Below are 25,855 nucleotides of genomic sequence, written 5' to 3'. Positions count from 1 at the left end.
AACGGGAGAGAGCAGCAGTGACCAGGACCCCAGCGACGGCCCCCGCCGACACCGACATCGCCGTCGTCGGCATCGGCGCCCGCTTCCCCGACGCCGACGACCTGGCGGCCTTCCGGGCCAACCTCGCCGCCGGCCGGGACTCCGTCGGGGACATGCCCGCCGCCCGGGCCGCCGCCACCGGACTCGACCCGGACGCGGACTACCTGCCGATGGGCCACCTCGCCGACGTCCACACCTTCGACCACGCCTTCTTCGGCCTCTCCCGGCGCGAGGCCGCCCTGATGGACCCCCAGCAGCGGATCGCGCTGGTCCTCGCCCACCAGGCCGTCGAGGACGCCGGCCACGCCGCGAGCGCCCTGCGCGGACGCCAGGTCGCCGTGGTGCTCAGCGCCGCCGCCTCCGGCTACCTCGGCGCCGCCACCGAGCCCGGCCCGCTCAGCGCCCTCGGCAACGTGCCCTTCGCGCTGCCCGCCCGGATCGCCCACGTGCTCGGCTTCGAAGGCCCCTGCTACGCCGTCGACACCGGCTGCAACGGCTCGCTCGTCGCCGTCCACCAGGCCTGCCGCGAACTGCGCGACGGCGAGGCCGAGTACGCGCTCGCCGGCGGCTTCAGCCTGCGCCCCGGCGGCCTGCCCGCCCGGCAGACCGAAGGCATGACCGAACTCGTCTCCCCGAGCGGCCGCTGCCGGGCCTTCGACGCCGACGCCGACGGCACCGCCAGCGGCGAGGGCGGCGCCGTCCTGCTGCTCACCACCCTCGGCCGGGCCCGCGCCGACGGCACACCCGTCCACGCCGTGATCCGCGGCAGCGCCGTCCGGCACAACGGCCGGGCGGCCGCCACCATCAGCACCCCGAGCGCACCCGCGCACGCGGCGGTGATCGGCGCGGCCTGGCGCGCCGCCGGGCTCGACCCCGCCCTGGCCGGCTACCTGGAGGCGCACGGCTCCGGCACCCGGCTCGGCGACGCCGTCGAACTGGAGGGCCTGGCCCAGGTGTTCGGGCCGCGCGGGTTCGGGGCGCGGGGCCGGCGGCTGCCGATCGGCTCGGTGAAGACCAACGTCGGCCACCTCGACCACGCGGCCGGGATCGCCGGCCTGGTCAAGGCCGTCCTCGCGGTCGGCCACGGCGAGCTGTACCCGTCCCTGCACTTCCGCCGGCCCGTCGACGAGGCCGCCCTCGAACCCGTCGAGGTGGTCACCGCGCTGCGCCCCTGGGAGGGCGAGGAGCGGATCGCCGGCGTCAGCTCGTACAGCCTGGGCGGCATCAACGCCCACTGTGTGGTCCAGCGGCCGCCCGTGCCCCCGCGCGGCGACCGGTCGGGCGCACCCCGGCTCGTCGGCGTCTCCGCGCGCAGCCGCACCGCGCTCGCCCGGCTCTGCGCCGACCTCGGCACCGCGCTGACCGGCCCGGCCGCCCGCGACACCGACCTCGACGACGTCGCCCTCACCCTCAACTCCGGGCGCACGCACTACGGGCACCGGGCGGCGGTGTGGGCCCGCGACACCGCCGAGCTCGGCCGGGCCCTGCTCGAACGGGCGGCCCGGCTCGACGCCTCGGCACCGGCCGGCGGCGCCCCGCGCGGCGGCCGGACCAGGCCGCCCGCCGTCTGCCTGCTGCTCTCCCCGGACGCCGTGCCCGACGCCCCCGGCCCGGCGGAGCTGCCCGACGCGCTGCCCGCCACCGGCCCGGCGGCCCGGCTGCTCGCGGGCCAACTCGCCCTCCACCGCGAGCTGTCGCGCTGCGGCGTGCCCGTCGGGACCGTGCTGAGCAGCGGCGTCTCCCGGTACGCCGCCCGGTACCTGCTCGGCACCCTCACCGCCGAGGACACCCGCGAACTCGCCACCGCCACCGCCACCGGCGCCGAGGCCGCGCCGCCCGACCGGGACCGGCTCGTCGCGGCGGCCGAACGGCTCGCCGCCGCCGGACCGGTGGTGTTCCTCGACCCCGGCCCCGGCGGCGTCCTCGGCCGGCTGCTCGCCGAGCGGTTCGGCCCGGAGGGGCAGGACGGCGCCCGGCTGGTCACGGCCGCCGGTGACGGCGACGGAGGCTTTGCCGCGCTGCTCGGCCGGCTGTACGAATGCGGCCTGGACCTGGACTGGCCGGCGCTCGGCCCCGAGCCCGGCACCGCCCGCCGGCTGCGCCTGCCCGGACACCCGCTGGCCGCCACCCCCTGCTGGATCCGGCCCGCACCGGCGGCCCCCGCCCTGCCCGTCGCATCCGTGGCGCCCGTCGCGTCCGAGGCGCCCGCCGTCGAGAGCACCGGGACCGGCCCCGCCGAGGACCCCGAACGCTGGCTCGCCGAAGTCCTCGGAGAACTCCTGCACAGCGAGCAGCCGCCCGGCCCGGAGGCCGACTACTTCGAACTCGGCGGCAACTCGATCATCGCCCTCCAGCTCGCCGACCGGATCCAGACCCGCTTCGGCTTCCGCCCCCGGCTGCTCGACGTCTACGAACACCCCGCCGTCGGCGCGTTCGCCGACCTCATCCGCCGCCGGGCCGGCGCCCCCGCGGCCCCCGCCCTGCCGCCGATCACCCCCCGCGACACACCCCCCGTCACCTCCTTCGGCCAGGACCGGATCTGGTTCCACCACCAGCTCGACCCCGACACCACGCTCTACAACCTCCCGATGGTCAGCCTGATCAGCGGCCCGCTCGACGTCGACGCCGTCCGCGGCATGTGGCACGACCTGATGCTGCGCCACGAGGTGCTGCGCTCCAACTTCGCCGAGGAGGACGACGAGCCGGTGCTGCGCATCAGCCCGGAGCCCGGCGACTTCTTCACCCTCCGGGACGTCTCCGCCGAGCCGGACCCGCTCGCCGCCGCCCGCGAACTCGTCCGGCAGGCCGCCGAGCACCGCTTCGACCTCGCCCACGACCCCCTGGTGCGGGTGCTCGTGGTCCGCACGGCCCCCGAGCAGCACGTGCTCCAGGTGACCATGCACCACGCCGTCAACGACGGCGCCTCACCGCGGATCTTCGAACGCGAGCTGCCCGAGCTGTACGCCGCCCGCCGCGAGGGCCGCCCGCACCGGCTCGCGCCGCTGCCCGTCCAGTTCGCCGACTACGCGGCCTGGCAGCGCGAACTGGTGGCCGGCTCGGCCCTGGACGGCGAACTCGCCTACTGGTGCGAGACCCTGCGGGACGCGCCGGTGCTGCGGTTGCCCACCGACCACCCGCGCCCGGCCCGCAAGGACCACGCGGGCGACCTCGCGGTGTTCACCGTGGACGCCGCCTTGATGCGGGAGCTGCGGCGGCTCGCGGCCGACCGCTCCGTCACCCTCTTCGTGGTCCTGCTCGCCGGCCTCTACCTGCTGCTGGCCCGCCGCAGCGAGCAGGACGACCTGGTCGTCGGCATCCCGACCACCGGGCGCAACCGGCCCGAACTCGAAGGCCTGATCGGCTTCTTCAACAGCACCGTGGCGCTGCGCGCCGACCTGTCCGGCGCCCCGTCGGTGACCGCCTTCCTGCACCGGGTGCGCGCCGTGGTGCTGGAGGCCCTGGAGCACCAGGAGATCCCCTTCGACCGGGTCGTCCAGGCGCTGACGGACGAGCGCGATCCGGGCCGGAGCCCGCTGTTCGACGTGTTCTACGTGCACCAGGAGCTGCCGCCGATCCAGCAGATCGAGGGCACCTCGACCGGGTACTTCGACATCGGCCACAGCGCCGGCAACCTGTTCGGCGGCCTGCCGGCGGGCACCGCCAAGTTCGACCTCACCCTGATCACCTCCGACCGGGTCGGCGACGACGCCATGACCGCCTGCCTGGAGTTCAGCACCCAGCTGTTCACGAGCGCGACGGCGGCCGCGTTCGTCGAGGAGTACACGGAGCTGCTCCGTGAACTCGCCACAGCTGACGGCGAGTTGCCGATCTCCCGGCTGTGGGCCGGGGCGCCGGAGGCCGTCTCCTCCGACGCGGCGCTGCCAGCCGCTCTGTCCGGGCCCGTCCGGCTCGACGTCCCCACCGACCGCCCCCGCCCGGGCCGCCCCGACTACACCGAGCGCAGCGTCACCGTCCCGGTCGACGAGTCGCTGCGCGGCGCCATCGCCCGGTTCGGCCCGCACCCCGACCGGGTGCTGCGGGCCGGCTGGCTGGTGCTGCTCTCGTGGATCGCCGGCCAGGACGAGGTGGCGGTCGGCCTGCCCGGCGGTGCTCTGCTGCGAGCCGACCTCGCCGACGAGCCCGCCTTCACCGACCTGCTCGGGCGCACCACCCCCGACGGGACGGCCGGCCCCGGAGCCGAGCCCCCGGTCCGCTCCCGGGGCGACGGCGGCGGCGACGGCGGCCCGGGTGGGGCCGAACTCGACCTGGGGTGGCGGGCGGAGAGCGGCGCCGCCCCCACGGCGCTGACCGTGCACTACGCCCCCGAACTCTTCGACCCGCCGACCGCGACCGGCTTCGCCACCGGCCTGCGCGAGCTGCTGCGCGGCCTGCTCGCCGAGCCCGACCGCCCGGTCCACGACGTGGCGGCCGACTACGCCGACTACGCGGACCAGGCCGACGGTGCCGACCACGCCGACCACTCAGACCACGGCGACGTGCCCGAGACCGTGACCCCGCACTCCGACGACGACACCGTGAGGGCCCTGTGAGCAGCTCCACCGCCACCCCGCTCGACGCCGCCCGGCGTGCCGTCCTGCGGGACACCCCGCTCCTGTCCGCCGACTGCGTGGCGCGCCTGGTCCGCTTCGAGGGCCCGGTCGGGCTGGACCGGCTGCGCCGCGCCGTGGCCCGGGCCCTGGCCGAACGCCCGGACCTGCACGCCGGCTACCGCGCCGCCGCCGGGGGCGGCCCCGGCCTGCTCCGCCCGGCCGACCCGGCCCAGCCGCCCGCCGTCGCGGTGATCGACCTCGACCCGGAGGAACTGGACGGCTGGCTCGCCGCCGAGCTCGTCCGCCCGTTGGACCTGCTCGGCGGGCCGCTGCTGCGCCACGTGCTGATCCGCCGATCCGACGGCGGGCTCAGCTGGTTCCAGCGCCACCACCGGCTGGTCGACGACGACGCCGGGCTGGCCGCGCTCGTCCGCCGGGCCGGCGAGCTGTACGCCGAGGACGCCGCGGATGCCGAGACGGCCCCGGCCTCCACCGGCACGCCCGCTCCCACCCCGGACCCGGAGGCCGACCGGCCCGCCGACCGGGCGTACTGGCGGGAGGTCCTGGGGGCCGCCGGCCCCGAGCCCGCCGCCGCCCGTCCGGCCGGGGCCGTCGCGCCGCCGGCCGAGCTGCCCTGGCTGCCGGTGGCCGACCCGGCCGCACTGGCCCGGGCCGCCCGGGCCGGCGGCGCGGGCCCCGCCGCGGTGCTGCTCGCCGCCGCCGCCGTCCACGCGCACCGGCTGACCGGCGCCCGGGAGCTGCTGCTCGGACACTGGCGCCCGGCGCCCGGCCCGGGCGGCCGCGGCCTGGTCGTCCCGGTGCGCCTGGCCCCGGCCCCCGGGCTCAGCTTCACCGCCGTCCTCCGGCAGGCCGGCCGCGCCCTGCGCGCGGTCCGGCGCCACGGCCACCGGCCGGACCTCGACCTGCCCTGGGGCCCGTCCTCCGGGTACGGCCTGGTCACCGGGATCGCCGACAGCGCCGAGCGGGTGGCGTACGGCCCCGGGACGGTCGCCGTCCTGGCCCGCGCCTGGGGCGAGCCGCTGCCCGGCCTGTTTCTGCGCGCCGACCCCACCCCCGGCCCGGCGGACCGGGACGGGGCGTGGCGGGTCGCCGCCGGCGGCCACGGCGCCGACCCGGCGGCCCACCGCCGGCTGGTCCGGCTGCTGGCGCGGCTGGCGGCCCGGCCCGACGAGCCGATCCACTCCTTCGACCTCGCCGGTGAGGACGAGCTGGCCCTGCTGCGGAAGGCCAACGCCACCGAACACGCGGTGCCCGAGACCACCGTGCCCGCGGCGTTCGCCGCCCAGCTGGCGCGGACCCCGTCCGCCGTCGCGGTGCGCGGCGGGGGAGAGGTGCTGGACTACGCCGAACTGGACGGGCGCTCCGAGCGGATCGCCCGGCTGCTCGCCGGCCTCGGTGTCGGCCGCGAGGACGTCGTCGCGGTGCTGCTGCCCCGCACGCCCGCCCTGGTAGCGGCCGTGCTGGGCGTGCTGAAGGCCGGCGCCGCCTACCTCCCGGTCGACCCGGGCCACCCGCGCGGCCGGGTGGAGTTCGTGCTCGCGGACGCCCGCCCCCGGGTGGTCCTGACCACGGCGCAGCTGGCCGCCGCCGTGCTGCCGGAGCCGGCCGCCGACGGACCGTCCGTCGTCCTGCTGGACGAGCCCGCTGCCGTCGAGACCGCCGGCCCCGCGCCCGCCGGCTCCGCGCCCGCCGAGGCGAAGCCCACCCGCCCGCTGCCCGGCAACGCGGCGTACGTCATCCACACCTCCGGCTCCACCGGGACGCCGAAGGGCGTGGTGGTCACCCACCGGGCCGTGGCCAACCTCGCCGCCTGGGCGGCGGCCGAGCTCGGCCCCGAGGCCCTCTCCCGGGTGCTCGGCTCCACCTCGCTCTCCTTCGACCTGTCGGTCTTCGAGCTCCTGGTGCCGCTGTTCACCGGCGGCAGCGTCGACCTGGTGGACAACCTGCTCACGCTGCTGGAACGCCCGGACTGGTCCGGCAGCCTGGTCAACACCGTCCCGTCGGTGTACCAGCAGGTCGCCCGGGCCGAGTGGGTGCGCGAGCGGGCGACGACCTACGTGTTCTGCGGCGAGCCGCTGCCCGCCGCGCTGGTCCGCCAGGTGCACGCCCGCAACCCGGACGCCCGGGTGCTCAACCTCTACGGCCCCACCGAGGCCATCGTGTACGCCACGGCCGGGGCGTGCCCGCCCGGTGCGGACGGTGAGCCGTCGATCGGCGTGCCGATCGGCAACGTGCGCGCCCACGTCCTCGACCCGGCCCTGCGGCCCGCGCCGGTCGGCGTCACCGGCGAGCTCTACCTGGCCGGGGACTACCTGGCCCGGGGCTACGCCCACCGGCCCGGGGCCACCGCCGAGCGCTTCCTGCCCGACCCGTTCGGCCCGCCCGGCGCCCGGATGTACCGCACCGGGGACCTCGCCCGCTGGACCGCCGCCGGCGAGCTGGAGTACGCCGGCCGCACCGACCACCAGGTGAAGATCCGCGGCCACCGGATCGAACTCGGCGAGATCGAGGCCCGGTTGACGGAGCTGGACGGCGTCCGGCGGGCCGTGGTGGTCGCCACCGACGACGGCGAGGGCGACCGCCGCACGACGGCCTTCCTGGTCGCCGCCGAGGGCCGCCCGGCCGATCCGGAGGCCGTCCGGGCGGCGCTGCGCGAGGTGCTGCCCGCACCCGTCGTCCCGGCCGCCCTGGTCTTCCTCGACGACCTCCCGACCAACGCCAACGGCAAGACCGACCGCGGCGCGCTCGCCGCCCTGGCCGCCGGAACCGTGGACGGGGCGTCGCCCGAGCCCCCCGCCGCCCCGGCCGCCGGCCCCGTCGAGGTGCTGCGCGAGCTCTTCGCCGGCGTCCTCGGCCTGCCCGAAGTCGGCCCGGACGACAGCTTCTTCGCCCTCGGCGGCGACAGCATCCGCTCCATCAAGCTGCTCCGCCGGGCCCGCCGGGCCGGGCTGGCGCTCGCCCCGGAGGACGTGTTCGCGCACCCGACCCCGGCCGGACTCGCGGCCGTCGCCACCGCGCTCGACCCCGCCGACCAGGGCGCCGGCCGGCCCGCCGACGGCGAACTGCTCCCGCTGGACGCCGCCGGACGCGCCTGGTTGCAGGCCCGGTTCCCGGGCCACCGGGACGTGCTGCCGCTGACACCGCTCCAGGAGCGGCTGCTCTTCCCCACCCAGCACAGCCAGGGCGGCGGCGGGGCCTACGTGATGCGGCTGTGGATGCTCTTCGACGGGCGGCTCGACCCGGTGGCGCTGCGCCGCGCCGTCGAGGCGCTCTGCCGCCGCCACCCGAACCTGGCGGCCGGGTTCGTCCGCCTCCCCGACGGCCGCCCGGTGCAGGTCGTCCCGGACCGCCTGCCGCCGTTCACGGAGCTGGACCTCGGCGGCCTCACGGCGGCCGAACAGGAGGCGGAGACCGAGCGGTTGGCCACTGAGGCCAGGACCACCCGGTTCGACCCGGCCGACCCGCCGCTGATCCGCTTCACCCTGCTGCGGCTGGGCCCCGGGGAGGGCGCGGGAGCGCAGCGGTACCGGCTGGAGGTGGTCGCCCACCACACCCTGATCGACGGCTGGTCCAACCAGCTCCTCCTGCCGGAGCTGTTCGCCCTGTACCGCGACCCGGCCGGGCTGCCCGAGCCGGTGCCGCTGCGCGCCCACCTGGCCTGGCTGGCCGGCCGGGACCACGAGGCCGCCCGCCGGGCGTGGCGCGAGGCCCTGGCCGCGCCGATCGAACCCACCCTGGTGACGCCGCCCGGGCTGCCGCCCGCCGACGGGTGGCCGGGCCGCCGCTACCGGCTCCTGGGCGAGGAGCGCACCGAACGGCTCGGCGCCCTCGCCGCCGGGCTGGGCATCACGCTCAACACCGTGCTCCAGGCCACCTGGGCGCTGCTGCTGGCCGAGCGGACCGGCAGGCCCGACACCGTGTTCGGGATCATCGTCAACGGCCGCTCGCCGGAACTGCCGGGCTCCGAGTCCGTCATGGGCTTCCTGATCAACACCCTGCCGCTGCGGATCACCCTGCGGCCGGCGGAGTCGCTGGCCGGGCTGCTGACCCGGGTCCAGCGCGAGCAGGTCCGGATGATCGCCCACCAGCACCTGGGAATCCCCGCCATCCAGCGGGCGACCGGCCTCGGCGAACTCTTCGACACCGTCATGGTGTACGAGAACTTCCCGCAGTCCGGCGACCAGGGCGACGCGCTCCCGGGGGTGCGGATCACCGGCTCGGGCAGCGAGACGGCCGCGCACTACCCGCTGTCGCTGATGGCCATCCCGAGGGACGGCGGACTGGAACTCGACATCCTGCACCGGGAGGACGCCGTCGACGCCGAGGCCGCCGACGCCCTGCTCGCCCGGCTGCTGGGGCTGCTCGACACCCTCGTCGCCGAGCCGGACACCACCGTCGCCTCCCTCGGCCTGCTCGACTCCTGGCCCGCGACCGCCGGGCCCGCCCGCACCCCGCTCTCTGCCGCCGACGCCACCGTCGCCGCCGCCGACGCCGCCGTCCCCGCGCCGCCCGCCGACGGCCTGGAGCCCATGCTGGCCACCCTGCTGCCGCTGCGCTCGACCGGCACCGGCGCGCCGCTGTTCTGCGTGCACCCGGCCGCCGGGATCGGCTGGACGTACGCGGCGCTGCTGGGGCCGCTCGGCGACCGGCCGCTCTACGTCCTGCAGTCCCGCGGCCTCGACGGCCGGGGGCCGCTGCCGGCCAGCCTGGAGGAGGTGGCCGAGGACTGCGTGCGGGAGATCCGCGCCGTCCAGCCCGACGGGCCCTACCACCTGCTCGGCTGGTCGTTCGGCGGCCTGGTCGCCTACGCCGTGGCCGCCCGGCTGCAGGAGCAGGGTGCGGAGGTGGGCCTGCTCGCGATGCTCGACAGCTACGTGCTCGCCGACCTGCCCGCCCGCTCGGAGGCCGAGGTGCTCGCCGAGCAGGGCCACGTCCGCAACGCCCTGCTGCGGTTGACCGGCGTCGACCGGCCCGCCGACGCGCCCGCGCCGACCGCCGAGGAGTTCCTCGTCCTCGCCAAGGACTCCGACTCGCCGCTCTCCGTCTTCTCCGAACACCGCCTGACCGCGCTCGCCGAGGTCTACGACAACAACGTCCGGCTCGGCCGGGCCTTCCGCCCCGGCCGGTACCGCGGCGACCTGCTCCTCATCGAGGCCGTCCCGGAGACCAGCGGGCCCGTCCAGGACCCGGAGAGCTGGCTGCCCCACCTCGACGGCGGCCGGCTGCTGCGGCACCGGACCGACCACGGCCACCAGGACCTCGGCGGCCCGGCCGCCCTCGTCGACCTCGCCCCGGCGCTGCTCGACCGGCTCGGTGACCCGTCCGGGCCGCACGGGTCACCGAGCCCGCACGAGCCGCACCAGCCGCACGAGCCGGAAAGGAGCTGACCGGATGTCCGCCACGCCCGCCACGCCCGCCCGACGACGGCCGCTCACGGCCCCGCAGTCGGGAATCTGGTTCGGCCACGAGGCCGACCCCACCCGGCGGCGGTTCACCGCCGGCCAGTACGTCCAGTTCCACGGCGCGATCGACGAGGAGCTGTTCGAACGCGCGCTGCGGGGCGTGGTCGCCGGCAGCGAGAGCCTGCGGGTGCGCTTCGAGCCGACCGCCGACGGCGCCGTCCAGATCATCGAGGACGCCGCCGACTGGCCGCTGCACCGGCAGGACCTGCGCCACCACGAGGACCCGGCCGCCGCCGCCCGCGCGTTCCTCGCCGCCGAACTCGCCCACCCCTACGACCTGACCACCCGCCCGCCCTTCGACCACTTCCTGCTGCGGACCGGCGAGGCGGAGTACCTCTGGTACCTCCGGATGCACCACATCCTGTGCGACGGCGTGGGCGGGGCCGGGCTGATGCGCCGGGTGGCGGCCGAGTACACGGCGCTGCACGCGGGCGAGCCGCCCTCCACCGGCGTGCACGATCCGCTCCAGGCCCTGCTGGACGACGACGCCGCCTACCGCGCCTCCACCCGGTTCCGCACCGACGCCGCTTTCTGGGCCGAGGAGTTGGCCGGCCTCGGCGACCCGCCCCGCCTCGCGGGCGGGCGCGGCGCCCCGACCGGTTCGGGCCCGCGCCCGCCGGTCGCCGTCCGGACGGAGCTGTCCGCCGAACGCTGGGCCGCCGTCCGCGAGCGCGTCGGCGCGGGCTGGACGGCGCTGTTCCCGGCCGCGCTCGCCGTCGCGCTGCACGCCGACACCGGCGAGGGCACGGCGGTGATCGGCCTCGGCGTCCGCGGCCGGGACGCCGCGCTGGCCCGGCGGGCCCTCGGCATGACGGCGAACGTCGTCCCGCTGCGGCTCGCCGTCGACCCGGCCGCCACCGTCGGCGGCCTGGTGACGGCCACGGCGGACCGGGTCCGGGCCGCGCTGCGCCGCCAGCGGTACCGCTTCGAGGACCTGCTCCGCGACACCGCCGCCGCCCGGGGCGACCGGCCGCTGATCGGCCCCACCCTGAACCTGCTGCCGCTCGACCCGGGCCTGCGGTTCGGCGGGATCCCGGCCACCGTGCACGAGGTCTCGCCGGGCCTGCCCGAGGACTTCGCGCTCGGCGTCTACGACAACGGCCGCGCCACCCTGCCGGTGTTCGCCGACGCGGTCGGCGACTACCCCGAGGACACCGTCCGGGCCCACCTGGACCGGGTGCTCGACCTCGTGACGGCGCTGGCCGAGGCGCCCGAGGGGCTCCCGGTCGGCCGGCTGCGCACCGGCGGCGGAGCCGTCGCCCTGCCCGCGCCCACGCCCGCGCGGACCGAGCCGGACGGCGACACCCTGGTCTCGCTGTTCGAACGGCAGGCCGCCGCCCGCCCGCAGGCACCCGCCGTGGTGCTGGGGGAGACCGTCCTCACCTACCGCGAACTCGACCTGCGCGCCGACCGGTTGGCCCGCCGGCTCGCCGCCCGGGGCGTGCGCCGCGGCGACCTGGTGGGCGTCGCCCTGCCCCGCTCGCCGGACCTGGTGGTCGCGCTGCTCGGCGTCCAGAAGGCAGGCGCCGGCTACCTGCCGCTGGATCCGGACTACCCGGCCGAGCGGCTGCGCGAGACCATCGAGGACGCCGCGCCCCGGCTCGTGGTGACGGACGACTCCGCCCGGGCGGCGCTGCCCGACGGCGTCGAGACCCTGCCCGTCGACGGCGCGGCCGAGCCCGCCGACCGGACGCAGCCGCAGCGCCCCGGCCCGGACGGCGTCGCCTACGTCATCCACACCTCCGGCTCCACCGGCCGCCCCAAGGGCGTCCTGGTCACCCACCGCAACGTCACCCGGCTGCTCGCCACCACCGCCGACCGGTTCGGTTTCGGACCGGACGACACCTGGACCCTGTTCCACTCCTACGCCTTCGACTTCTCGGTCTGGGAGCTGTGGGGCGCCCTGCTGCACGGCGGCCGCCTGGTCGTCGTCCCCCGGGACACCGCCCGCTCGCCCGAGGAGTTCCTGCGCCTGCTCGCCGACGAGCGCGTCACGGTGCTCAACCAGACCCCCTCGGCGTTCACCCAGCTGGCCGCCGCCGACGCCGCCCACCCCGGCCCGAGCGCCCGGCTCGCCCTGCGCTACGTCATCTTCGGCGGTGAGCAGCTCGAACCCTGGCGGCTCGCGGACTGGTACCTGCGGCACCCGCAGGACGCGCCCCGGCTCGTCAACATGTACGGCATCACCGAGACCACCGTGCACGTCACGGCCGGCGACCTCGACGCCGCCGCCGTGGCCTCGGGCACCGCCACCATCGGCCGGCCGCTGCCCGACCTGCGGGCGTACCTGCTGGACGCCGCCCTGCGGCCGGTGCCCGACGGCCTGCCCGGCGAGCTGTACGTGGCCGGCCCCGGCCTCGCCCGCGGCTACCTCGGCCGCCCCGCGCTGACCGCCGGCCGCTTCACCGCCGACCCGTACGGCCCGCCCGGCAGCCGGATGTACCGCAGCGGGGACCGCGCCCGCCGCCGCCCCGACGGCGAACTCGAACACCTCGGCCGCACCGACCGGCAGGTGAAGATCCGCGGCTACCGCATCGAGCCGGGGGAGATCGAGGCCGCGCTCGCCGCACTGCCCGGCATCTCCGGCGCCGCCGTCCTCGCCACCGAACGGGAGCCCGGGCGCAAGGCGCTGACCGCCTACCTGCTCGGCACCGAGGAGGCCGTCCGCGCGGCCGCCGACCACGCCCACGCGTCGCTCCCGGACCACCTGGTGCCCGCGGCCTTCGTCGCCGTCGAGGCCTTCCCGCTGACCGCCAACGGCAAGCTCGACGAGCACCGGCTGCGGGCCCGGGAGGCCAGGGCGGCGGACGGCCGGGGCCGGGCGCCCAGCGGCGAGCACGAGACCCGGCTGCACCGGCTGTTCGGCGAACTCCTCGGGGCCGACGGCTTCGGCGCGGACGAGAGCTTCTTCGCCCTCGGCGGCGACTCCCTCTCGGCGAACCGGCTGGTGGTCCGCGCCCGGGCCGAGCTGCCCGCCGAGCTGTCGGCCGAACTGACCATCCGGGATGTCTTCGCGGCCCCCACCGTGGCCGGCCTGGCCGCCCGGATCGGTGCCCGCAGCGCCGCCCGCCAGGGCGAGGCGGTGGCCGGCCGGGCGCGCCCGCAGCGCCCGCAGGCCGGCCCCCGCCCGGAGCGCATCCCGCTCTCCTACGCCCAGCGCGGCCTGTGGTTCCTGCACCGGCTCGGCGAGCAGGCGTCGACCTACCACGTCCCGCTCGCCGCCCGGCTGACCGGGCCGCTCGACCTGGCCGCGCTACGGGCCGCCGCGGGCGACGTCCAGCAGCGGCACGAGAGCCTGCGCACCGTGTTCCCGGCCACCGACGGGCAGCCGTACCAGCGGATCCTCGACGACCCGCCCCTCCCGCTGACCGTCCGGCACCCCGACCCCGCCGACCTGGACGCGGCGGTGCACGAGGAGGTCCACCGGCCCTTCGACCTCGAACACGGCCTGCCCTGGCGGCTGGTGGTGTTCACCGCCGGGCCCGGCACCCACCTGCTGCTGATCGTCCTGCACCACATCACCGCCGACGAACAGTCGCTGGGCCCGCTGACCCGCGACCTCGCCGTCGGCTACGCCGCCCGGGCCCGCGGCCGGGCCCCCGAGTGGCCCCGACTGCCGCTCCAGTACGCCGACTTCACGCTCTGGCAGGGCCGGGAGCTCGGCCCGGCCGGCCGGCCCGACAGCCCGCTGGCCACCGAACTGGCGCACTGGCGCGAGACCTTGCACGCCGCACCGGGGCGCACCGCGCTGCCGGTGGACCACGAGCCACCGCCCGGCACGGCCCTGCGCGGGGCCGCCGCCGAGTTCCACTGGGACGCCGAACTGGTCGCCGCAGCAGCCGAATTGGCGGCCGGCCGGGGCGCCACCCTGTTCATGGTGCTGCACGCGGCCGTCGCCTGCCTGCTGGCCCGCTCCGGAGCGGGCACCGACCTCGTCCTCGGCACGGTCACCGCCGGCCGTGCCGACCCCGCCCTGGACGACCTGGTCGGCTACTTCGCCCAGCCGCTCGCCCTGCGCACCGACCTCTCGGGCCGGCCGGGCTTCGCGGAGCTCGTCGACCGCGTCCGGCACGCCGACCTCACCGCCTTCGCGCACGACCAGGCGCCCTTCGACCGGGTGGTGGACGCCCTCGCACCCGACCGGAAACTCGGCCGCCACCCGCTGTTCCAGGTGATGATCACCCTGCACGGCGGGCGCCGGCCGGCTCTCACCCTGCCCGGCCTGTCCGGCGCACCGCACCGATTCGAGCGGGTGATGGCCAAGTTCCCGCTGCTCTTCGAGTTCACCGAACAGCCGGACGGCACGGTGCGCGGCGTCCTGGAGTACAGCACCGGCCACTTCCGCCCCGAGACCGCCGACCGCCTGGCGCAGGGCCTCGGCCGTCTGCTGGCGGCCGCCCTGGCCGACCCGGCGGCACCCGTCGACACCCTCGACGGCCTCGACGCCCTCGACGTCCTTGGCACCCGCGACCTGTCCGACACCCCAGGCCCGGCTGCCCGCCCGCAGCCCGTCACCGGCCCGGAGGGCGGCTCGCCCGCCGAGGAGCAGCTGCGGACCCTGTTCGGCAGCGTCCTCGGCCGGGCGCGGCCCGGGCCGTCGGAGGGGTTCTTCCGGCTCGGCGGGGACAGCATCCTGGCGATCCAACTGGCCACCCGGGCTCGGTCGGCGGGAGTGCTGATCACGCCGAAGGACGTGTTCACCCACCAGACCCCGCGCGCCCTCGCCGCCGCCGCGGCCGTCGTCCCGGACGCCGGCCGCGCCCCGGCCGCCCGCCCGGCGGCGCCCGCGCCCCCGGGCGAGGTGCTGCCGCCCACCCCGATCGCGGACTGGCTGGCGGCCCGCGGCGGACCGATCCACGGCTACGCCCAGTCCCTGCTGTGCGAGGTGCCGCCCGGCGCCACCGAACACACCCTGCGCACCGCCCTCCAGCAGCTCGTCGACCACCACGACGCGCTGCGGACCCGCCTGACCGGGGCCCCGGGCGAACCACTCGCCTTCGAGATCCGGCCCGCCGGGACCGTCCCGGCGGCCCCGCTGCTGCACCGGATCGACCTCGCCCGCGAGGGCCTCGCCACCGCCCCCGGCCGCGACCCGGCGCCCGCCCTGCTGCAACTCGTCGCGGAACAGCGGCACGACGCCCGCCGCCGCCTCGACCCCTACCGGGGCGACCTGCTGCGGGCGGTCTGGTTCGACGGCGACCAGGGCGGCCTGCTGCTGATGGTGATCCACCACCTCGCCGTCGACGGCGTCTCCTGGCGGATCCTGCTCGACGACCTCGCCCGGGCCCACCGGGCCGCCGCCGACGGCCACCCGGCCGACCTCGCCGCCGTCCCCGTCACGGCCGCCGACTGGGCCCGTGCGCTGCGGGCCGCCGAGGCCGACCCGGCGGTCGCCGCCGACCGCGACCACTGGCACGGCCTGCTGACCGCCGGCACCGGGACCATCGGCACCCGGCCGCTGGACCGCACCCGGGACACCGTGGCCGGGGCCGCGACCCTGCGCACCACCCTGGGCGGCGGCCCGACCGCCGCCCTGCTGACCGACCTGCCCGACCGACTCGGCGCCGCCGTACCGGAGATCCTCCTCGGCGCCCTCGCCGCCGCCCTGCACGGCTGGCGCGCCCGCAGCGCCGACGGCCCGCTCCTGGTGGACGTCGAGGGCCACGGCCGCGACCCGGAACTCGCCGCCCTCGACGGCCTCGACCTCTCCCGGACGCTGGGCTGGTTCACGGTCATCCACCCCGTCCTGCTGGACACCGGCCCGGCCGGACCCGATACCGGGGGAGCAGCCCGCTCCGACGGTTTGGCCCGCACTGACGACCTCGCCGCCGCCGACGACCTGGCCCGCGCCGTCGCGGCCGCCCGGCGGGGCCTGCGGGCCACCCCCCACCGGGGCCTGACGTACGGGCTGCTCCAGCGGTCCGGCACGCTGCCCGACCGCCCGGCCCCGATCGCCTTCAACTACCTGGGCCGCTTCGACACCACCCGACGCGGCCCCTGGCAGCCCGTCCCCGGCACCCTGCGCGGCGAGGCCGACCCCACCCTGCCGCTCGCCCACACCCTCTCGGTCGACGCCTTCGTGGAGACCGGCCCGGACGGCCCGCGGCTGCGGGTCGAATGGGCCTGGCCGACCGGCGTGCTGGCCGCCGACGCGGTGGCCGAACTCGCCGCCCGCTGGGAGCAGGCCCTCACCACCCTGTCGTCCGCCGGCCCGCCCCGGGTCGAGCGGCCCGCAGCCGAGGCCCAGCCCGAGGAGCCCACCGAAGCCTCCGCCGGGGCGCCCGCCGAGGCCGCCGTCCTGCTGCCCGCCACGCCGCTCCAGGCCGGCCTGCTGTTCCACTCCCGCTACGCCGCCCACGACGGCCGCCGCGACCCGTACCTCGTGCAGCTCGTCCTCGACCTCACCGGTGCGATCGACCCGGAGCGGCTCCAGGACGCCGCCCGGCGGCTGCTGGCGCGCCATCCGCAGCTCGCCGGGGCCTTCACCAGCGGCGAGTCCGGCCCGCCGCAGCAGGTCGTGCCGGTCGAGGTGACGCTGCCCTGGCGCACCGTGGACCTCACCGGGCGGGCGGAGCGGGAGCAGTCCGCCACCGCCCGGCGGCTCGTGGAGGAGGACCGCCGGCCGTTCGCGGTCGACACGCCGCCGCTGATCCGCTTCACCCTGCTGCGGCTGGCCGCCGACCGGTGGCGGCTCGTCTTCACCCACCACCACCTGCTGCTGGACGGCTGGTCGGTGCCGATCGTGCTGCGCGAACTGCTCGCGCTGCACCAGGGCGTCGACCTGCCCCCGGCGCCGTCCTACCGCCGCTACCTCGACTGGCTGGCCGGGCGCGACGACGCGGCCGCGCGCGGCGCCTGGCGCGCCGCCCTCGCCGGGGCCGAGCCCACCCGGGTCGGCCGGCCCGCGCCGGCCGGCGGCGAGGGCGCCGACGACGGCCCGTCGACGAGCGTCTTCACCCTGCCCGCCGGGCTCACCACCGGGCTGCGGGCGCGCGCCGCGCAGTGGGAGGTGACCCTCGGCTCCCTGGTGACGACGGCGTGGGCGCTGGTGCTCTCCCATCTCACCGGCCGCGACGACGTCCTGTTCGGCACCACCGTCGCCCAGCGCCCGGCCGAACTGCCGGAGGCGGAGCGGCTCGTGGGCCTGCTGATCAACACCGTTCCGGTCCGGGCCCGGCTGCACCCGGGCGAGCCGCTGCGCGAACTCGCCGCCCGGCTCCAGCGGGAGCGCACCGCGTTGCTGGACCACGAGCACCTGGGGCTCACCGCGGTGGAGGAGGCCGCCGGCGCCGGGCGGCTCTTCGACAGCTCACTGGTGTTCGAGAACTACCCGCTGGACGAGGCCGGGTTCGTCGAGCCCGCGCCGGGCCTGCGGATCGGCGCCGTCGAACCGTTCGACGGCACCCACTACCCGCTCTCGCTGGTGGTGCTGCCGCGCCAGGGCGGCCTGGACGTGCGGCTCCAGCTGCGCCCCGCCGAACTGGACCGGTACCTCGACGCGGACCGGCTGCGCACCTTGCTGACGGCCGCCTGCGCCGCCCTGGCCGGTCCGGGCGCGGACGCGCTGACCACCGGCCGGGTCGACCTGCTGCCGCCCGTCCAGCGGGCGGGGCTGCGGGCCTGGGGCACCGGCCCGGCGGCCGACGCCGAACTGGTGTCGGTCGGCGCGCGGTTCGAGCGGCTGGCGGCCGACCACCCGGAGCGGATCGCCCTGCGACACGTCGACGCCACCACCACGAACGGCACCGGTACCGCCACCACCACGTACGGCGCGCTGAACGCCGACGCCAACCGGCTGGCCCACCACCTGGCGGCCCTCGGGGTGCGGCCCGGCACCCGGGTCGCCGTACGGCTGCCGCGCAGCCCGGAGGTGCCGGTGGCGATGCTGGCGCTGGCCAAGCTCGGTGCCGTCTGCGTCCCGCTGCACCCGGGGTTCCCGGCCGAGCGGCTGCGCGCGCTCGCCGCCGAGGCGGGCACCGAACTGCTGCTGGACGCCGACCTGTTGGCGGCGGCCCGGCGGGCGGGCGGGAGTACGGACGACCCCGGAGTGGAGGTGCGGCCCGGGCAGGTCGCCCAGTTGCTGTACACCTCGGGCTCGACCGGCCGCCCCAAGGGCGTGGCGGTCACCCACCGCAACATCCTCGCCCTGGCCGACGACCCGCTGTGGCACGGCCCCGACCACGACCGGGTGCTGTTCCACTCGCCGCACGCCTGGGACGCCATGGTGTACGAGCTGCTGATGCCGCTGCTGACCGGCCGCCAGGTGGTGGTGGCCCCGCCGGGGGAGCTGACCCCGGCGGACTACGCCCGGGCCGTCGAGCGCGGCGGCGCCACCGCGGCCTGGCTGACGGCGGGCCTGTTCGACCTGCTGACCGAGCAGATCCCGGCGGCCCTGGCCCGGTTGCGCCTGATCTGCACCGGCGGCGACGTCGTGCCCCCGGCGGCGCTCGCCCGGGCCCGGCGGGCCGCGCCCGGCCAGCGGCTGCTGGACCTGTACGGGCCGGTGGAGAGCACGACCTTCGCCCTGGGCCACGAAGTCCCGGCGGGCCCGGTCCGCGAGGGCGGGGCCGTCCCGATCGGCCGCCCGCTCGCGGGGACGAGGGTGCTGCTGCTGGACGCCGCGCTGCGCCCGGTGCCGCCGGGCGTCCCCGGCGAGATCCACCTGGGCGGCGAGGGCCTGGCCGCGGGCTACCACGGAGCCCCGGCCCGGACGGCCGAGCGGTTCGTCGCCGACCCGTACGGCCCGCCGGGCGGCCGGCTGTACCGCACCGGGGACCTGGGCCGGTGGGACACCGAGGGCCGGCTGCACTTCCTGGGGCGCGCGGACCGGCAGGTGAAGATCAACGGGTTCCGGATCGAACCGGGCGAGATCGAGGCCGCGCTGTGCGCCGAGCCGGAGGTCACCGCCGCCCGGGTGGTGCCGCACGGGGCGGGCCCGGCCGGCCGCTCGCTGGTCGGGTACGTGGTCGCCGACCGGCCGGTGGCCGCCGGCGAACTGCGCCGCCGGCTCGCCGGGCGGCTGCCGCGCCACCTGGTGCCCGCCGTGCTCGTCCCGGTCGAGGCGCTGCCGCTGGACGCCAACGGCAAGGTCGACACGACCGCCCTGGGCCCGCCGCAGCGGTCGGCCCCGGCGCCGACCCGCTCGCCCCGCCGGGAGGTCCTGGCGGCACTGTTCGCGGAGGTGCTGCGGGTGCCGGCGGTCGCGCCGGAGGACGACTTCTTCGCGCTCGGCGGCAACTCGATCGCCGCGATGCGGCTGGCCGGGCGGATCCGGTCCACCCTGGGGGTCGACGTGCCGCTCGGTGAGCTGTTCGACGCGCCCACGGTGGCCGGGCTGGACCACCGGCTCGACCGCGCCGCCCGTACCGACGGCACCGACGGCACCGAAGGCAGCGCCCCGGCGTTCGGCGACCGGACGGCCCGGCCCGACCGGCTGCCGCTCGCCCCCGCCCAACTGCGTCTGTGGACGGCCAACTACCTGGGCGAGCACCGCCCGGACTACCTCACCACGCTGGCCCTCGACCTCACCGGCGGGCTCGACCCCGCCGCGCTGCGGGCCGCCCTCGGCGACCTGGTGGCCCGGCACGAGGCCCTGCGGACCGTCCTGCCGTACGGCCCGGACGGCCCCGAGCAGCGCATCCTCGCGCCCGCCGACGCCCCGCCCGATGCCCCGCCCGCCGACGCCGACCTCGCCGAGGCCTTCCTCGCCGCCGTCCCGTCCGCCGCGCCCCGCTTCCTCGACGTCCCGCCGGAGCGGCTGGACGCCTGGATCGCCGCCGAACTCGACCGCGGCTTCGACCTGTTGACCGAACCGCCGCTGCGCACCGCCCTGTTGCGCAGCGGCCCCGACCGGCACACCCTGCTGCTGGTGCTGCACCACGCGACGGTGGACGGGCACGCGCTCGAACCGCTGCTGGCCGACCTGCGGTTCGCCTACCGGGCCCGGGCGGCCGGCGGGGCGCCTCGCTGGCCGTCGCCCGCCGTCCAGTACGCCGACCACGCCCTGTGGCTGCGGCGGCGATTCGGCGACGAGGACCGCCCGGAGAGCCCGGCCGCCCGGCAGGCCGCCTACTGGAAGGGCGCGTTGGCCGCCCTGCCGCCGTGGCGGGGCCTGCCGGACGCCACCGGCGCCCCGGGCGCCGGGCCGGGCGCGGCCGGCACCGTCCGCTTCGCCCTGGACCAGCGGGAGCACCGCCGGCTGGCGGCCGCCGCCCGGGCCTGCTCGGCCGGCACCGGCATGGTGGTGCAGGCGGCGTTCGCCGCCGCGCTGGGCGACCTCGGCGCGGGGCACGACCTGCCGATCGGGGTGCCGCTGGCCGGCCGGGACGACGAGGTGCTGGACGGCGTGGTCGGCTGCCTGGTCAACACCGTGGTGCTGCGGGTCGACACCTCCGGCGCCCCGACGGCCCGCACCCTGGTCGGGCGGGTCCGGGAGCGGCTGCTGGCCGCCCACGCCCATCAGGACCTGCCGTTCGACCGGGTGGTGGAACTGGTCAACCCGGCCCGGCAGGCGGGCCGCCAGCCGCTGTTCGGGGTGGCGGTCTCCCACCTGGTGCGGGCCGAGCCGGCCGACGGCGGGCGGTGGGCCGACGCCGTGGCGGTCGCCGAGCGGCCCGTCCCGGTGGCCCGCACCGCCGTGGACCTGCTGCTCCAACTGGTGGAGCGGCGGACGGCGGACGGCGCACCCGGCGGGCTGGAGTGCGCCCTGGTGCACGCGCTGGACGGCTGCGACGAGCCGACCGCCCGGCGGGTGGTGGCCGCCTTCCGGCGGCGGGTCACCGAGTTCTGCGACGAGTTGAACAACGAGCTGAACGACGAGCTGAACAACGAGCTGAACGACGAGGTCGACGGCGGGCTCAACGACGAGCCGGCCGACGAGTTGAACGACCTTGCCCAAGTGCACGACCACAACCACGAAGTGAGGGTCCGATGAGCAGCACCAACCCCTTCGACGACGAGCAGGGCGCGTTCCTGGTCCTGGCGAACGAGGAGAACCAGCACGCGCTCTGGCCCGCCTTCGTCGACGTGCCCGCCGGTTGGCGCAGCGTGTTCGGCGAGGAATCCCGGCAGGCCTGCCTGGACTACGTCGAGAAGAACTGGACCGACCTGCGTCCGCGCAGCCTGGCCGAGGCGATGGACGCCCGCGTCGACTGAGCGCGATCGGCCGGTCCATCAGGGCTGTTCCACCCTGGCTTAAGGATCTTCCGCCCCCCGCAAGCGAACTGACAGCATGTCAGGGACGGGCGCGGGGCCGGCCCGCAGGAACGAGTGCGGCGCGCCTGGGTTTCCCCCACGCCCGGCCGCGCCGCCGGCGAGCCGGCCCCGGAGCCCCGCAGGCACCCGATTGCCGCCCGTCCGGACCGAAGCGCCACCGCCCGTTGTCCGAAGCCCTCACGAGGAGTCACCGATGAACGCTGTCACCCCGCGCCCCGCCGAGCGCACGGCCCGGCCCCGGCACTACCTGATGTGCCGCCCCAGCCACTTCGAGGTCACCTACGCGATCAACCCGTGGATGGACCCGGCGAAGCCGGTCGACACCGGGCTCGCCGTGGCGCAGTGGGAGCGGCTGTACGCGCTCTACCAGGAGCTCGGTCACCGGGTCGACCTGATCGACCCGATCCCGGGCCTGCCCGACATGGTCTACGCGGCCAACGGCGCCACCGTGGTGGACGGCAAGGTGCTCGGCGCCCGCTTCCGCAACGCCGAGCGGGCCGCCGAGGGCCCCGCCTACCTGGAGTGGTTCCGTGCCAACGGCTACCCCGAGCTGCACGACCCGGAGCACGTCAACGAGGGCGAGGGCGACTTCCTGGTCACCGCCGAGTACGTGCTCGCCGGGCGGGGCTTCCGCAGCACGCCGGCCGGCCACGCCGAGGCCCAGGAGTTCTTCGGGCGCCCGGTGATCGGCCTGGAGCTGGTCGACCCGCGCTACTACCACCTGGACACCGCGCTGGCCGTGCTGGACGGCGACGAGATCATGTACAACCCGGAGGCCTTCTCCGCGGGCAGCCGCGAGGTGCTGGGCCGGCTGTTCCCGGACGCGGTGCTGGCCGACTCCGGCGATGCCGCCGTGTTCGGCCTCAACGCGGTCAGCGACGGCCTGCACGTGTTCCTGCCGGAGGCGGCCACCGGCCTCGCCGACAAGCTGCGGGAGCGCGGCTTCGAGCCGATCGGTGTCGACCTGTCCGAGCTGCTCAAGGGCGGCGGCAGCGTCAAGTGCTGCACGCTGGAGCTGCGCCACCGCGCCTGACCGTCGTCCGTCCGCCGTCCGCCCCTTCGTCCGCCCCCGTGACGCCGGGGGCGGACGAACGGGGCGGACTCGGGCCGTACGTCCACCGCGCACCAACGCGACGGGCCGCGCGGGCCTCCCCCCGAGGAGGTCCGCGCGGCCCGTCGGCGTCGCGCCCCGGTGCCGCCGCCCGACGGCGGCGGCCCGGTGGCGGCTCAGTCCGGCCGCCCCGCGCGCGGCGGCCCGCTCTCGGCCCAGCGCTTCAGCAGGGCGGCCGCCGCGCCCGAGTCGACCGCCTCGGCGGCCCGGGGCAGCGCGGCCGCCAGCCGCTCGACGACCGGCCGTTCGGAGGGCGTCAGCGCCGCCAGGCCGGCCGCCGCGGACAGCAGGACGGCGTCGCGGACGGGGCCCTGCTCGCCGTCCAGGACGGCGTGGACCACGCCCGCGTTGTGGGCGGCGTCGCCGCCGCGCAGCGCGTCCGGGGCCGCCGTGGCGATCCCGAGCTCGCGCGGGTCGAGCCGCTCCTGCACGAACCGGCCGGTGGTCGCCGTCCAGACCGTCGAGGTGGTGGAGACGGACAGTTCGTCGAGGCCGTCGTCGCCCCGGAAGACCAGCGCGTCCACGCCCTGGCGGGCGAACACGGCGGCGATCAGCGGGCCCAGCCGGGGATCGGCGACGCCGACCGCCATGGCCGTGGGCGAGGCCGGGTTGGTCAGCGGGCCCAGCGCGTTGAACGCCGTCGGCACGCCCAACTCCTTGCGGGCGACGGCCGCGTGGCGGAACGCCGGGTGGAAGGCGGGGGCGAAGCAGAAGCCGATCCCGACCTCGCGCACCGAGCGGGCCACCTCCTCGGCGGAGAGTTCCAGCGCGATGCCGAGCCGCTCCAGCACGTCCGCCGAGCCGGAGGCGGAGGAGGCCGAGCGGTTGCCGTGCTTGACCACCCGGGCCCCGGCGGCGGCAGCCACGATCGCGGCCATGGTGGACACGTTCACGGTCTTCGCGCCGTCCCCGCCGGTGCCGACGATGTCCAGCGTCGGCCCCGGCACGTCGACCCGCACCGTGTGCTCGCGCGCGGCCCGGACCAGCCCGTCGACCTCCTCGGCGGTCTCGCCCTTGGCCCGTAGCGCCACCAGGAACCCGGCCAGCTGCGCCGGCGCCGCCTCGCCGCGCATCACCCGGTCCATCGCCCAGGCGGTGTCGGCGGTGCTCAGGTCCGTCCCGCCGATCAGCGCCGCGAGCAGCTGCGGCCAGCTGCGCGGTTCACCATTCCCTGTCACTGGTCACCCATTCCGCTCGTCGATTCCGATGTGCGTGCGGTCAGCGCCCGGCGCCGACCGCGAGGAAGTTCTCCAGCAGCTGCATGCCGCCGGTGGTGGTGATGCTCTCGGGGTGGAACTGCACCGACTCGATGGGCAGGCTGCGGTGCCGCATGCCCATGACGTAGCCGTCGTCGTCGGCGGTCGCGGTGAGTTCCAGGTCCTCGGGCAGCGGCTGGGTGACGATCAGGGAGTGGTACCTGGTCGCGGTGAGGCTGTTGCCGAGGCCGGCGAACAGGCCGCGCCCGTCGTGCGTCACGGTGCTGGTGCGTCCGTGCATCAGCCGGTCGGCGACCTGGACCCGCCCGCCGAACGCCAGGCCGATCGCCTGGTGGCCCAGGCACACGCCGAGCAGCGGGACCTTCCCGGCGAAGTGGTGGACGAGTTCGACGTGGCCGGAGGCCGCCGGGTGCCCGGGGCCGGGGCCGAGCACGACCGCGTCGGGCGCGGTCGCGGCCAGCTGTTCGGGGGTGCGGGTGTGCGAGCGGACCACCTCGGTGTCCGCGCCGAGCGCCCGCAGGTACTGGTCGATGATGTGGACGAAGCTGTCCCGCGCGTCCACCAGCAGAACCTTCACGCCGTCAACTCCTCACCCGTCAGGGCCCAGTAGGCGGCGCCCAGCTTCGCCAACGTCTCGTTCCACTCGCCCTCGGGGGTCGAGTCGGCGACGATCCCCGCGGAACTCTGCACGGAGTACACCGCGCCGTCGTGCGCGATCGTGCGGATGCACAGCGCCAGTTCGCTCCAGCCGCCGACGTCGATCAGGCCGACGGCGCCGGCGTAGGCCCCGCGCGGCTCCCGCTCGATCTCGTGGATGATCTCCATGGCACGCAGCTTCGGCGCGCCGGTCATGGTGCCGGCCGGGAAGGTCGCGCACAGCGACCGCCACACGTCGGCGTCCTCCTCCAACTCGGCGCTGACCGTGGACACCAGGTGGAAGACGTGCGAGAAGGTCTCCACCACCATCAGGTCGTCGGCCGTCAGGGTGTGCGGCTTGCAGACCCGGCTGATGTCGTTGCGGGAGAGGTCGACCAGCATGACGTGCTCGGCCTGCTCCTTGGTGCTCGCCAGCAGGGCCTTGATCCGCCGCTCGTTCTCCTCCTCGTCCTGGTCGCGACGGGTGGTGCCGGCGATCGGGCGCATCACGATCCGGCCGTCCTCGATCCGGAACAGCAGCTCGGGGCTGGCGCCGATCAGCGTGCCCTCGCCGTTCGGGAGCAGGTACATGTGCGGGGAGGGGTTGCGCGAGCGCAGCCGCCGGTAGACCTCGACCGGCGTCAGCGCGGTGCGGACGTCGATCCGGTGGCCGACCTGGATCTGGTAGATGTCGCCGACCCCGATGTGCTCCAGACAGCGCTGAACCCAGCCGTGGAAGGTGTCGCGGTCCACGCTGTCGTGCACGGACTGCGGGCGGACGGCCGCCGGGCACGCGGCCTGCGGCTCCTGCCCGGCCGCCTCCCGGGCCGCGCCCGCGAGGTCGTGGCGGCCGTGCTCGCCGAAGGCCGGGCTGTCGGCGGTCCGCAGGACCGGCGCGCCGTCGGTGCCGTAGTGCACGCTGTCGCGGAACAGCGTCAGTACGGCGTCCGGGCGGGCCGGCGGCAGCGCCCGGGCCGGCAGGTCCTCCATGTGCCAGGCCGCGTCGTAGCCGAACCGGGCCAGGAAGCCGAAGTGGAAGCGGTCGCCGGGCAGGCCCGGCTCCAGGCCGAACAGGCCCTGCGCGCGTCGCAGGAACTCCCAGACGCGGGCCGGGTCGGGGGCCTCCAGCCGCCCGGGGGCGTTGGCGGCGGGGGTGAGGCCCGCCGCCTCGGCGGTCGCCCGCAGCACCGGGGCGAGCTCCGCGATCCCGTCGATCTCCAGGTACGAGCCGTACAGCCGGATCTCGGCGAGCGGACCGCAGCCGAGCACCGCGGGCCCGCCCTGCCGGCCGGACTCGGTCAGGCTCTCCAGCAGGTACACCTGCTCCGCGCCGAGCCGGTCGCCCAGCCGCGTGTACAGCTCCAGCGGGTCGTGCGGCGGCAGCGGCTCGGTGCCGAGCCGGACGGCGAACGGAGGGTGCGATGGCGCGTCTGGCATCGGAATCCTCATCGTGAATGGCCGGCTGGGTACGGCCGGTGAACGAATGGCCCCCAGTCAATCCGTTCGTCCCGGAAGGCGGTCAGACCAGTTCTCCGGTGTGGGAGCAGGCCAATTCGCGGACGCTTGACCTTCTTTCCGCGGCCGGGCTGCAATGAGCGGGCCAGC

General features: G+C 77.1%; 8 protein-coding genes. 5 read left to right on the top strand and 3 right to left on the bottom strand.

The window, feature by feature from the left end; translation table 11 throughout:
* The first annotated feature begins 17 nt into the window (after positions 1-17).
* From AB0R04_RS26575 to ddaH, 5 genes are all read left to right on the top strand, one after another.
* Positions 18-4,589, top strand: coding sequence for a condensation domain-containing protein (locus tag AB0R04_RS26575; RefSeq protein ID WP_363375451.1), 4,572 nt, complete (start codon positions 18-20; stop codon positions 4,587-4,589).
* Positions 4,586-9,997: an amino acid adenylation domain-containing protein gene (locus AB0R04_RS26570; protein ID WP_363375449.1), complete on the top strand. Its 5,412-nt coding sequence runs from the start codon at positions 4,586-4,588 to the stop codon at positions 9,995-9,997. The genes AB0R04_RS26575 and AB0R04_RS26570 overlap by 4 nt, the downstream gene beginning before the upstream one ends.
* A gap of 4 nt (positions 9,998-10,001) precedes the next feature.
* The gene (locus AB0R04_RS26565; RefSeq protein ID WP_363375446.1) at positions 10,002-21,005 is read left to right on the top strand and encodes an amino acid adenylation domain-containing protein; all 11,004 of its coding nucleotides are present in this window, start codon (positions 10,002-10,004) and stop codon (positions 21,003-21,005) included.
* Positions 21,002-21,226, top strand: coding sequence for an MbtH family protein (locus AB0R04_RS26560; protein ID WP_063349723.1), 225 nt, complete (start codon positions 21,002-21,004; stop codon positions 21,224-21,226). Before AB0R04_RS26565 ends, AB0R04_RS26560 begins: the two co-directional genes overlap by 4 nt.
* Positions 21,227-21,479: 253 nt before the next feature.
* Entirely contained in the window at positions 21,480-22,319 is an 840-nt protein-coding gene (gene ddaH, locus AB0R04_RS26555; RefSeq protein WP_363375443.1) for a dimethylargininase, read from the top strand.
* Between the two features lie 194 nt (positions 22,320-22,513).
* Here the strand turns inward: ddaH and trpD are convergent, their stop codons facing one another.
* Genes trpD through AB0R04_RS26540 form a run of 3 tightly spaced genes read right to left on the bottom strand, consistent with a single transcriptional unit; the run spans position 22,514 to position 25,687 of the window.
* Positions 22,514-23,575 (bottom strand): anthranilate phosphoribosyltransferase, encoded by a 1,062-nt coding sequence (trpD, locus tag AB0R04_RS26550; protein WP_363375440.1) that lies wholly within the window; start codon positions 23,573-23,575, stop codon positions 22,514-22,516.
* A 40-nt stretch (positions 23,576-23,615) separates the two neighbouring features.
* On the bottom strand, positions 23,616-24,191 hold the full coding sequence (locus tag AB0R04_RS26545) for an aminodeoxychorismate/anthranilate synthase component II (protein ID WP_063349726.1): 576 nt from the start codon (positions 24,189-24,191) through the stop codon (positions 23,616-23,618).
* Entirely contained in the window at positions 24,188-25,687 is a 1,500-nt protein-coding gene (locus tag AB0R04_RS26540) for an anthranilate synthase component I family protein (RefSeq protein WP_363375438.1), read from the bottom strand. The genes AB0R04_RS26545 and AB0R04_RS26540 overlap by 4 nt, the downstream gene beginning before the upstream one ends.
* Between the last annotated feature and the right edge of the window lie 168 nt (positions 25,688-25,855).

The organism is Kitasatospora sp. NPDC056731, assembly GCF_040687675.1.
Taxonomy (GTDB): domain Bacteria; phylum Actinomycetota; class Actinomycetes; order Streptomycetales; family Streptomycetaceae; genus Kitasatospora.
This window is presented reverse-complemented; position numbering and strand designations above follow the sequence as displayed.